This window comes from Tenacibaculum sp. 190524A02b (assembly GCF_964036645.1).
GTDB classification, from domain to species: domain Bacteria; phylum Bacteroidota; class Bacteroidia; order Flavobacteriales; family Flavobacteriaceae; genus Polaribacter; species Polaribacter vairaonense.
Genome location: NZ_OZ038525.1, coordinates 360,648 through 372,928 on the forward strand (window position 1 = coordinate 360,648; position 12,281 = coordinate 372,928).

11 protein-coding genes are annotated in these 12,281 nt (G+C 29.7%); 9 read left to right on the plus strand and 2 right to left on the minus strand.

Annotated features, from left to right (window positions below; all coding sequences use genetic code 11):
- Nucleotides 1-48 precede the first annotated feature (48 nt).
- The 9 genes from ABNT65_RS01465 to ABNT65_RS01505 all read left to right on the plus strand — a co-directional run bounded on the left by ABNT65_RS01465 (nt 49) and on the right by ABNT65_RS01505 (nt 11,337).
- Nucleotides 49-570, plus strand: a complete 522-nt coding sequence (locus ABNT65_RS01465) for a 3-hydroxyanthranilate 3,4-dioxygenase (RefSeq protein WP_348705916.1) — start codon at nt 49-51, stop codon at nt 568-570.
- Nucleotides 571-722: 152 nt separating this feature from the next.
- A complete protein-coding gene (locus ABNT65_RS01470) occupies nt 723-1,808 on the plus strand; it encodes an amidohydrolase family protein (RefSeq protein ID WP_348705917.1) in 1,086 nt (361 codons plus the stop codon).
- Nucleotides 1,809-1,908: 100 nt separating this feature from the next.
- Complete coding sequence (locus ABNT65_RS01475; protein WP_348746969.1) at nt 1,909-3,018, plus strand: hypothetical protein; 1,110 nt, start codon at nt 1,909-1,911, stop codon at nt 3,016-3,018.
- A 291-nt stretch (nt 3,019-3,309) separates the two neighbouring features.
- Complete coding sequence (locus ABNT65_RS01480; RefSeq protein WP_348746970.1) at nt 3,310-5,946, plus strand: zinc-dependent metalloprotease; 2,637 nt, start codon at nt 3,310-3,312, stop codon at nt 5,944-5,946.
- 219 nt (nt 5,947-6,165) lie between these two features.
- The gene (locus ABNT65_RS01485) at nt 6,166-7,713 is read left to right on the plus strand and encodes a peptide MFS transporter (RefSeq protein WP_348746971.1); all 1,548 of its coding nucleotides are present in this window, start codon (nt 6,166-6,168) and stop codon (nt 7,711-7,713) included.
- 61 nt (nt 7,714-7,774) lie between these two features.
- The gene (locus ABNT65_RS01490; RefSeq protein WP_348746972.1) at nt 7,775-8,671 is read left to right on the plus strand and encodes a hypothetical protein; all 897 of its coding nucleotides are present in this window, start codon (nt 7,775-7,777) and stop codon (nt 8,669-8,671) included.
- Nucleotides 8,672-8,789: 118 nt separating this feature from the next.
- Nucleotides 8,790-9,407 carry a Crp/Fnr family transcriptional regulator gene (locus tag ABNT65_RS01495; protein WP_348746973.1) on the plus strand — a complete coding sequence of 206 codons (618 nt, stop codon included), beginning with the start codon at nt 8,790-8,792 and terminating at the stop codon, nt 9,405-9,407.
- 105 nt (nt 9,408-9,512) lie between these two features.
- A complete protein-coding gene (locus ABNT65_RS01500) occupies nt 9,513-10,406 on the plus strand; it encodes a hypothetical protein (RefSeq protein ID WP_348705930.1) in 894 nt (297 codons plus the stop codon).
- A 130-nt stretch (nt 10,407-10,536) separates the two neighbouring features.
- The gene (locus tag ABNT65_RS01505; RefSeq protein ID WP_348746974.1) at nt 10,537-11,337 is read left to right on the plus strand and encodes a class I SAM-dependent methyltransferase; all 801 of its coding nucleotides are present in this window, start codon (nt 10,537-10,539) and stop codon (nt 11,335-11,337) included.
- A gap of 39 nt (nt 11,338-11,376) precedes the next feature.
- Here ABNT65_RS01505 and ABNT65_RS01510 read toward each other — a convergent pair whose 3' ends face one another.
- Together ABNT65_RS01510 and ABNT65_RS01515 are read right to left on the minus strand one after the other, a co-directional pair.
- Complete coding sequence (locus ABNT65_RS01510; protein ID WP_348746975.1) at nt 11,377-12,015, minus strand: YceI family protein; 639 nt, start codon at nt 12,013-12,015, stop codon at nt 11,377-11,379.
- Nucleotides 12,012-12,281: an acyl-CoA-binding protein gene (locus ABNT65_RS01515; protein WP_348705935.1), complete on the minus strand. Its 270-nt coding sequence runs from the start codon at nt 12,279-12,281 to the stop codon at nt 12,012-12,014. The genes ABNT65_RS01510 and ABNT65_RS01515 overlap by 4 nt, the downstream gene beginning before the upstream one ends.

Below are 12,281 nucleotides of genomic sequence, written 5' to 3' on the forward strand. Positions count from 1 at the left end.
TAGAATGTTTTTATAGTTTTTAATCGTCTAAAGAAAATCTAAAAAATTATGAGCAAGTTAGTACAGCCTTTAAATTTTAAAAAATGGATAGATGAACATCGTCATTTATTAAAACCACCTGTAGGAAACAAACAAGTCTGGAAAGAAGGAGAATATATAGTAATGGTAGTTGGAGGACCTAACAATCGTAAAGATTACCATTATAATGAAACACCAGAATTTTTCTACCAAGTAGAAGGAGATATGGTTTTGAAAATTATAGATGATAAAGGAGAAATGATAGATGTAGAAATAAATGAAGGAGACATTTATTTGTTGCCATCGAAAATACCACATTCTCCACAAAGAAAAGCAAACACAGTTGGATTGGTAATTGAGTACCCACGTTCAGAAGGTATGATGGATGCCTTAGAGTGGTATTGTGAAAATTGCGGGAATCAGCTGTATAGAGAAAAATTTGCATTAGATAATATAGAAACAGATATGCCTAAAATATTTGATAAGTATTATTCAGACAAAGACAAATGTACTTGTAATAATTGTGGAACAATAATGGAAGCTCCTAAGTAAACTATCTCGGGGCAACCCCATGAGACATTTAATAAGACAATAAGTTTAATTTCAAGGCAAGCCTCAGGGTATTATAACTTCTGGCGGTGCCAATAAAAAACAAATAAACTAAAAACTAACTCAAAGTTATTGCTAACAAAAAACTAAACAAAATGAAAAAACGGAAACTACGCATTAACGGACATTCACATTTGTTACCTTATCCAGAGGAAATTCCACAGTTTATGAAAGACAAAGGAATTTTTTGGGTAGATAAGGATAGAAAATTTATGTTGCAAAAAGATTGGAGTCGTCCAGTAACGGATTCTAGTTTCTTTTTAGATGAAAAACTAGCTTGGATGGAACATTTTAAAATAGACCATGCAGTAGTTTTAAACCTTTCTCAGCTATATGGAAATGGTTTACGTTTAGAAGAAATGAAACAAGCTTTACGTTTTCAAAACGATTTTAATGCCAAAGTACAACATGAGCACCCGTCTAAGTTTACTTGTGGGTTTGTTGTGCATCCAGGATTTGTTAGAGGAGCATGTTGGGAAATAGAGCGATGTGTAGAAGAATTAGGAATGCGATTGTTGTGTTTACCAACACACTACATGGATACTATAGGAACATGGCGTTGTATTTTTGATGAAGAAAATGAGCCTATTTTTGAGTTAGCAGATAAATATAATTTAGCGGTTGAGGTACATCCATATGATGGAGAAAAATTTATAAAACTTCAAAACACCTCATGGCGCTTTCATTTGATATGGATGTTAGCGCAGTGTGCAGATGCTTATCATTTTTTAACCTTAAATGGATATTACGAAAAATATCCAAACATGCGTGTTTGTTTTGCACACGGAGGGCAATTAGCGCAAATGAATTTAGGAAGAAGAATCCAAGGATTTGATGGACGTTCAGATTTATTTGAAGGAAAAATTCATCCTAGAAAAGCAGTAGGACATAAAAATATTTTCTTTGATACCTTGGTGCATGATACTGGTTCATTAGATCTTTTAATTAAAAATCAAGGGTCAAAACAAGTATTAATTGGGTTGGATGACCCATATCCATTAGGAGAAATGGAAAGTGATAAACAGTCATCTTATCCTGGTAAAATATTAGATTTGGCTATAAAAAGAGATATTATAACTGAGGTTGAGCGAGATGAAATGTGGGAAGACAATGTACTACAATGGTTGTTTGGTGATGACGATAATGCTAAAAAAGAACTAGTAAATAGTATTTTAGCATAAAATAAAACCATAAAGAACTAAAAAAAAGATATTCATAGAAAGATGAATATCTTTTTTTTACTAATAATTTTTTGTTCTTTTGGTTATTAAATATGCTTTAATGTCTCAAGTAACCCAATTTCATAATTTATCTCACATTTTTATTTCATTAATAGGGGCTATTTTATTATTAGCTATTTATTATAATATTCGAAAAAGATTCTATCAAGTTTTAGAAGAAGGGAATACAATAAAAAGGGTTGATAAAGGGTTATTGTATTTAAGTTTTGGAATGTTGGTATGGGTATTTTCAGGAAGCTGGGCTTTTATAGCAAATCATTTTAATTTTGAAGAAACCCTTAGTTATCAAATAGGCGTTAACCTGTTATCTACCTTTAATAACCTATTTTGGTTGTTAGCACTTTATTATGTGTATGATGCGCCTAAGTTTATTTATAGAAATGAAAAGAATGTTAAAATAATAGCTACAATAATTATTGTAGTAGCTTCTATAACTTTACTGCTTTCTTTTAGTTTGGGTACTAAAATATATTACGGAGTAAAATTAACTTCTATACCTGATGTATTATTAACTACTTTTTTATGTTTTTTAATGGCGGTGTCTTTTTTCAGAACTTTTATGCATCGTGATTTAAAATTAGTAGCATTTATAGCTGTATTTGCAATTTTTTTGTTGTTCATATCACAGTTATCAGATGTTTTTACTCAGTTAAATAATAATTTCTTTAATCATCTTATTAGAGTTATAACCAAAACATCATTAGTTGCAGTATTTTTAGTACTAGCAACCAGTTGGGTGATTCAACTAGCGCATACGCCCAAACCAAATGAGATGAAAATTAGTTTTTTAGATTGGTCTTTAATAGAGTTAACCATTCCTTCTAAAGGTATTATAAATGAAAAAATAGATTTTGGTTCAAAAACAACTCAATATAGAAACCTATTAAATTTTGCTTTTAAAAGAAAATATATGCTTGCAAATGAGCAAAGTATAAAGGTTTGTTACGGTGGAGAAATAAAAAGCCAAACCTATGTTACTAGAATTATAGATAATATAAATGCTATTTTACAATTACCGCAAGACAGTAAATTAGAGCGTAAAGATATTATTACATTCATAGGTGAAAGTAAATATAGATTACGAATCTTACCACAGAATATTTTTATAGAAGAAGCGCTATTGAATGAATTTAAAAAGAACAAATCGTAGTTTTTTTTAAAAAAAATTATAACAGTCTTTTAAATTATTTTTTTAGCAAAAATAGTATCGTTTTTTGTGCTTCTATGTTAATATAGTATTTGTGTTTAATGTTTTGTTTTTCAGTTGTTTATATGTTTGTTTAAAAAAAGGAATTTTAATGTTTTTGAGAATATGGTATTAATGTTTTTGATAAAGTGTTTTTTTGATAATTTATAGTTGTTTTTGTTGAGGATAAAATAATTTTATGTAGGGTTTTTTATACAGAGCCTGTTCTATTTTAGAACGATAAAATTTACTAATATGCAAAAAAAACTAATTTTTTTCATCATGGTTGTTTCTATGATGAAAGGTTTTTCACAAACTAACCATTGGAAAAAACTTGCGAAGTCCCCATCGAAAGGTATTAATTTAAAAAGAGCAAAAAATCTACCAGACAAAATATTGTTTCAACTAGACTTTGAACAATTTAAGAAATCTCTAAAACAATCTGCTAGAGAAAGGTCAAAAGCAAAGTCATCAAATTTAATAATGCAGTTTCCTAATGCTCAAGGAAAAATGGAAACTTTTAAAATAGCTGAAAACGCTGTGTTAAGTCCAGATTTATCTGCAAAATTCCCAGGCATAAAATCTTACATAGGAATTGCTGTCAATAATTCAAGTTCAGTAATTCACTTCAGTATTTCTCCAAAAGGATTAAATGCGATGAGATTATCTGTTGGAACGAATGATGTTTTTATAGAACCATATGGAAATAAAGAAACGTATTCGGTTTTTACAAGAGCTCAAAAAGAAGAAGAAAAACCAAACTTCAAATGTAATACAAAAGCTGTAAGTCATAAAAAAGGGCAAAAGCGTAGTAAAAATTCAGCTAGAAATGCGGATGATGGAATATTAAGAACTTATGATATTGCAGTAGTAGCTTCTGATGAGTACTATGCCCACCATACTGCTGGAGAAAGAGGAACTGCAGCGCAATTAGAAGCTATAGTTGTTGGAGCTATTAATACCTCATTAACTCGTGTAAATGGAATTTATGAAAGAGATTTTGCAATTCATTTAAACTTAACATTTACAAGAGTTTTTACTAATAGCCGCTTAAATCCAGATCCTTTTAGTTTTAACGACGATCCAAATACAGTAAGAAGTTTAAGAGAGTTAACTTCTATTTTTGAAAATGCTAGGGTTAATGGTGCTCGAATCCAATATGATTTTGGTCATTTATTTGGAGCAGGAGATGATTCAGGTTTTGCACCAGGAGAAGTTTGTAATGGAGCTAATGTTAATAATATTGATCATAAATCTAAAGCATTTACATTGGGAGTTAATCCAGAAGGAGATGTTTTTGATGTTGATTTCTTAGCACATGAAATAGGACATCAATTTGGAGCTAATCATACTTGGACATCTAGAAGAAATGAGAGAACAGGAGTACAAATGGAACCAGGAAGTGGTTCAACTATTATGGGATATGCAGGTTTAGAAGGGGCAAGAAATGTTCAGTTGAATTCTGATCCTTATTTTCATGCAGCATCAATTGAGCAAGTAACAAATTTTATAGGCGGTACTGCTTGTGATGTAGAAACTAGAACAAGAAATAATACACCACAAGCTGATGCTGGAAATAATTTTGTAATTCCAAGAGGAACCGCTTTTGTTTTAGAAGGAGAAGGACAAGACAGAGATGCAAATGATAGATTAACGTATACTTGGGAGCAAATGGATAGTGGAGATAATACATCTACAGTTCCAAGTGTAAATAGAAATGTAGGACCAGCTTTTCGTTCTTTTGCACCATCAATCTCAAACAAAAGATATTTTCCAAGATTAAGTACTGTTAAGCAAGGAAATACTTCATGGAGATGGGAAGCTGTACCTAATGTATCACGTACAATGAATTTTAGATTCACAGTAAGAGATAATAGAGCAGGTGGAGGAGCTAATAATAGTGATAATATGACGGTAAGAACTGTAGCCACAGCAGGCCCATTTGTAGTAACAGCACCTAATGCTACTGGTATTCAGTGGGAAGTAGGAAGTCAAGAGACTGTTAGGTGGAATGTGGCAGGAACTACAAGAAACGGAATTAATGCTAGGACAGTAGACATATTTTTGATGGTTGATGAAACTGAAATTGATGATGAAAATAATGATGGAATTGATGATGATGGACAGAGTTTTGACTTAATTTCATTAGCTAGTAACGTTACTAATGATGGATCACATACAATTACAGTACCTGATAATGTTGGAACAGGAAATAGAATTATGGTAAAAGGACATAATAACATATTCTTTGATTTATCAAATGAAGATTTTGAAATTATAGAAGGTAATAATGCTGCTTGTACTAATGTAAATTTCTCTTTAACATTAGATGAATTTCCTAATGAAACAAGTTGGAGTATTATAAATACAGGTACAGGAGCAGAGATAGAATCTGTTGCATCGTTTAGATCAGCAGATCAAAGTACAACTAAAGTAACTGAACTTTGTTTAGAAAATGGAAGTTATAGACTTACAATTAATGATAGTATTGGAGACGGAATATGTTGTAGTTTTGGAAATGGGTCGTATACATTATCAGTGAATGGCGTTTCACAAGCACAAGGAGGAAATTTTGCTCGCCAAGAAGTTGTGAATTTTGTAATAGGTAATAATGCTGCCAAAACAGGTAAGGTTAAAGAGGCGGTTATAACAGATGCTGAAAAAGAAACTAAAGTTAAACTATATCCAAATCCATTAACAGGTGATGAACTAAAAATTATAGCAACTAAAAAAGCCTCTTACTATGTTATTCATGATGTTACAGGAAGGTTAGTAAAACAAGGAAATGTAAATAATAAACGAATTAACTTAGCATCACTGTCAACAGGTACTTATTTAATTACATTAGATTTTAATGGTGAAAAAGAAGTACAACGTTTACTAGTGAATTAATAAGAAAAGAGATAAATAGTAGATATTTTTGGAGGAAACCAATACCTATTTTTAAAAAGGTAATTATCTAGTACTGGTTGAATCTTTTATAAAAACACCTGTATATCAGGTGTTTTTTTAATTACAAAAAGTTACAACGCCTTATTCTTTGTGACAATTAGCTACAATGATTTTAAAATGATTTATCTGAATATACATTCGCTAAAAACAATTTAATACATGAAAAATCATACAGCTACAAGTGATGTTTTAGGACATCCAAAAGGATTGTTATATTTATTTTTTGCAGAATTATGGGAGCGTTTTTCTTTTTATGGAATGAGAGCTTTACTGGTTTTGTACATGACTAAACATTTATTGTTTTCAGACCAAATGTCGTTTGGAATATATGCAGCTTATATGTCGTTAGTATATGTTACTCCAATGATCGGAGGAATGCTTGCAGATAAAATAATAGGGTTTAGAAAAGCCATTATGTTAGGTGGTATTTTAATGGCATTAGGTCACTTTTTTTTAACATTTGAGCAACCAATATTCTTTTACAGTTCATTATCGTTAATAATTATAGGAAATGGTTTTTTTAAACCTAATATTTCATCCTTAGTAGGAAAGTTATACAAGGAAGGAGATAATAGGAGGGATGCAGGTTTTACTATATTTTACATGGGCGTAAACATTGGAGGCGCTATTGCTCCTTTATTATGTGCTTGGTTGGCAGAGTTATATGGTTGGCATTATGGGTTTGTGTTAGCAGGAATTGGAATGCTTATTGGTTTATTAGTATTTAAAGATGGATTGAGAAAAAATGTTTTTGAAGAACATGGATTAATATCTAATAAAACACTTTTTTATAAAAAAAAGCTAGGGATAACTATTGGAAACTTGGTAACTGTAGGTGCATTTTTAGCTGTACCAATATTTGCACTAATTGTCAGATTTCATGAATTTGAACATTATTTAGTTTGGCTAGTATCCATTTTTTTAATCGTTTATTTATTTAATATTTTAAAAAGTGTAACATTAAAAGAAAGAAAACAACTAATTGTAGCCATATACTTTACAGTATTATATACACTTTTTTCAGCCATTTTTGAACAAGCAGGAAGCTCTTTAACACTATTTGCAGATAGAAATGTAAATCTCATAGGAGTAAATGCAGCTCAAACCAATAGTTTAAACTCAGGATTTATTATTTTATTAGCTATTCCATTTTCTATTTTATGGACTTATTTAAGTAGAATAAATAAAAACCCAAACTCAGTAATAAAGTTTGGGCTAGGTTTATTTTTTTTAGGGTTAGGATTTGTTATTTTCGGGTTGTCAGGTTATCAAGTAGATGAACTAGGAAAAACGCCTATGTTTTATCTAATAATAGGTACGCTAATTTATACTATTGGAGAATTATGTTTGTCTCCAATAGGGCTCTCTAAAATGACAGAATTATCACCAATAAAATACATTGCCTTTATTATGGGAGTTTGGTTTTCTGCTAATTTCTATGGGCATTTTTTTGCAGGTAAAATAGCGAAGTTAACCACAGTTTCTAGTGGAGATTTAGGAGTTTTTTCTCAAGGGATTTTAGGTAATATAACAGAACTAATAACGGGTTTATCTAGTGAAATAGTTTTAACACAAAAACCTATTTTTCATCAATTGTATTCTTACGTGTCAGTATATGCAGGTTTTGGAATTTTAACCATTTTAATAAGTGTATTGGTCTTGTTATTTTCACCTTTTATTAAAAGAATGATGGGAAATATTCATTAATAGAAAATCAAATAGAAGTATGTTTAAATATAATTATATAGCACTTAGAGTATCAAAAAAAATGTTGATTCTATGTTTTCTTTTACTCTTAGGATGTAAAGTAAAGAAAGATTCAAAATTAAAAGCAAATGAACCAACAACCATAATAACAGAAGAGTATGAGTTAATTAAAAGTAATAATTCAAATGCTTTATTAATTGTTTTTCCAGGAGGAGGTGAACTCCTTAGTGATACTAAGAAAAACTTCAAGATTATTGAAAAAGCTATTAGTAGTAATATTTCTGTTCTATTGATAAACTTTAATCGTCATTTATGGATTGATGAAGAAACTTCCAGTCAATTGAAAATAAAGATTGAAAAAATAGTTGAAGAGAATAATTTAAATAGTCAAGAGGTTTTTATAGGCGGAATGTCAATAGGAGGTACAGTTGCTATTTCAATAGCTAATTATTTGTGTAAGTCAAACTCTTTAGTACAGCCAAAAGGTGTTTTTGTGGTGGATTCACCAATAGATTTATATGCACTTTACCAGAGTTCTAAAAAAGATATAATAAGAACAGACTTGACAAAAGAAAGACTTACCGAACCAAAATTTATAATTAAGTATTTTGAAAATGAGTTTGGAAAAGATGAAAACTTACTTATTAACCTTCAAAAGGTATCGCCTATTACAGTACGTACATTTAATTCAAATAAAATTCAGAATTTAAAAAATAAGAAAATTCGTTTTTATACAGAGCCAGATACTTTATGGTGGAAAGAAAACAGGAAAACTAATTTTGAAAGTACTAATGCATATGTACTCCAAAAAAGTTATCAGTTATTAAAAGATAAAGATTGGCAAAACATAGAGCTTATTCAAACAGAAAACAAAGGATACAGAAGAAATGGAGATAGACATCCTCATAGTTGGTCAATTATTGATGTAGATGATTTAATTAACTGGATTTTAAAGTAGGTTTCAAGAGTGCTTTTTATTTAAAATATAAATAAAAAGTACGCTGAGTTATGGTAAAATATTTGATATTTAAATGTTGATATTTGTACTAAACTATTTTGTAAATCTAAAATTAATAATGTTAGAAAATTTTATAAAAAACATTAAAATAACTGAAGAAGAGTTAATAAATGAACTTCAAAAAAATGCGACTATAACGCATCATAAGAAAGGAGATTTTATTATTAAAAATCAACAATATATAAAAGTTTTAAAAATAGTTTTACAAGGTAAAGTAAGAGTTTACCAAGAAAATGATAGTAGAGAAATTCTAATATATTACCTCACTGCGATGGAAACCTGTACATTGTCTTTATCAGCTTGTTTTGAAGACTGTAAAAGCACAGTGAATGCTCTTGTAGAGGAAGATTGTACACTACTTAACATTCCTGTTAGATTTGTGAAAGATTGGAACTTTAAATATAAATCTTGGAATAATTTTACTGCCAAAACCTTTAGGGATAGTTATATACACCTAATTAATCAATATGCAAACTTGGCATTTCAACCACTTAAAGATAGATTGTTTGATTATATTGTTTCTAAAGCTAAAAATAACATTCTAAAAAAATCACACCAAGAGCTAGCCAGAGAATTAGGTACAAGAAGAGAGGTGGTATCTAGACTTTTAAAGACTTTAGAAAAAGATAAAAAAATTCATTTAGGTCAAAAACAAATAGAAATAGTATTGAAATAATTTATGTTTGAAATGCTATAGATGCAATGGCATGTGATAAAAGTCACAAGTATAATTCTTTTAATCGTTCTTTCTTTGCATAAATAAATTTAAAACAAGAACGAAATGAAAAGTAAAAAAAATAGAATACTAGTATTAATATTAATGACAGTATTTAGCTCTTGTGGGCAAAAATTAAAAGAAACCGTAGTAGAAAAAACAGAGCAATCGTACATTTCACATTCCCCTACAGCACATCATAATATAGCATTAGAAGTACTAAAAGCAAGTAAAACATGGACAGAAAACTTTAATAAAGGGAATTCAGAATATTGTGTAAATGCTTATAATGAAACTGCTGTATTAAGTGCAACTCCTATAGGAGTAAAAAAAGGAAGAAAAGAAATAGAAAGTTTTTGGAAACCATTTATAGCATCAGGAGCAACAAACTTAGTGTATAGTAATATTAAAATTGAAGTAGTAAATGAAAATACTGCGTTCTTATCTGCAAACTTTAGTATGAATGTTGTAGCAGGTGTTATTTATCAAGAAAAATGGGAAAAGAAAAAAGATAAATGGGTGTTAAGTTATGATAATTTTCAAGTATTAGAACAATATAAAACACCAAAAGAAAACTTAACTAACCCAGTTGCGAGTCATACTATTTTAGAAAATGTTATTAAGGAATCTATAAAATGGACAAACGGATTTAATGCAGGAAAAGGAAAAATATGTGGTAATGGTTACTCAGAAAATGCTACTATGAATGCTGTTCCATTTCAAACGGTAAACGGAAAACAACCTATAGAAGGATTTTGGTCAAAAATGATAGCTGACGGGGCTACAAACTTAACTTATCATAACCCTATTTTTGAAGTGATAACAGATAATAGTGTTACTTTATCCTCTTTGTGGAGCATGAATATTGGAGAGGGTAAAATTTATCAAGAGAAATGGGAAAATATAAATGGTCAATGGAAATTAACCTATGATGAGTTTCAAGTATTAAAACAATACTAATAATTTAAAAGACTATTTATGGAGTTATGAATAGTTTTTTTTTCTTGCTTAATTCAAGTTGAAAGAATTTATTAAGTTTTTATATTAATATACTATCTTCGTTACTAATCAACTTATTTAAATAATAACTATGAAATCTAACGAACATTATTTTGAAACCAATAAGGAAACTTGGAATAAAAAAGTAGCAGTGCATGCTAAAAGTAGTATGTATGATTTAGAAGCTTTTAAAAAAGGAAAAAGTTCATTAAATAAATACGAATTAGAAGCGCTACCAAATGTTGAAGGAAAATCTTTACTGCATTTGCAATGTCATTTTGGGCAAGACACTTTAAGTTGGAGTAGAATGGGAGCTAAATGTACTGGAATTGATTTATCTAATGAAGGAATAAAGTTAGCGAAAGAATTAAACCTAGAGTTGGGTTTAGATGCTGAATTTGTTTGCTGCAATGTTTACGATGTAGAAACCTATGTACATGAAACATTTGATATTGTTTTTACTAGTTACGGAACTATTGGTTGGTTACCAGATTTAAAACCATGGGCAAAAATGATAGCCGCTAAGTTAAAAAGTGGAGGAACGTTTTTTATGGCAGAATTTCACCCTATAGTTTGGATGTTTGATTATTTAGAAAACGAGTCAGTTTTAAAATATGGATACAATCAAAAAGAAGTGATTTACGAAGAGTACTCAGGAACGTATGCAAATAATGAAGCAGAAATTATGAGTAAAGAATATGGTTGGAATCACGGATTAGGAGATGTTATTACTGCATTAACTTCAGAAGGTTTACAGATAGAATATTTAAAAGAGTATGATGAAAGTCCATATGATGTATTACCTAATTTAGAAGCCACCAAAGAAGGAATGTATGTAACTAAAGAGAAGTTATATCCATTAATATTTACATTAAAAGTAACAAAGCCTTAGCATATGCTAAGGCTTTGTCTATAGATAAATATATTTATTTTATTTAAAAGTTGAAGTGATTTGAATGGCAACTTCATCCCAAGTTTTAGATACACCATCAGCACCTTTGTGTAATTCTTTACAAGCTTCGTTTAAAGAAGCTAAAGCTTTTTCAGCTTTCCAGTCAGTGATTTTCATAGTGGAATTCATGTTAAAAACCTTATCTTTTATAGAATAAGTAAAAGGAAGTTTTTTAGTAACGCCATTCATAGTAATGTCAGAATAACCAATAGAATCATTTTCTAGAACTAATTTTCCAGAAAGTAATTCCGTTTTATCCATAATACCAAAAAAGAACTTCTTGATTTTAAAATCTCTACTAGTATCTTTAGTAAAAATGCTACTTACAGGTACAGAGAATTCAGCATTGTTAATAGCTTCTTTTGCAGTAGCACCGTCACCACCTTTAGTAATCTCTACTTTTTGGAATTGTCCTTTTACAGGAACTTTTTCAGTAGTCTTATAAGCTGTCCAGTTAATTGCATTTTCAGCATTCTTTAAAGAGAAAGGAGCTTGTTTTTCTACTTCTTTAACCTCTTCTACGTTTGTTTCAGTAGCTTCCTTTTTTGCTTCTTTTTTACAAGAAGTTAGTTGTAGTGCTATAAAGCAAATAAATAAAGGAACAATTATTTTTTTCATGAGTGTTGTTTTATAATAGTATTTACTAAGTTAATATATTCTTTTTTGGCATCCTCGGAGCTCATCCCTTTAAGTTGAACCCAAGCATTAAATTTAAACGCATTTCTCAAACCTTTAGTATTAGAATTCAATGGAAACTGGTCTCCTTTAACAGCTTGCTTATAATAGGCATAAAGTCTAAGCATAATGTCTGGAGGTAACCTTTCTTCCATGTTAGAAGCTATTCTATAAGCTTCTTTAAATTGTGAATCTAAATCACGGGTCAT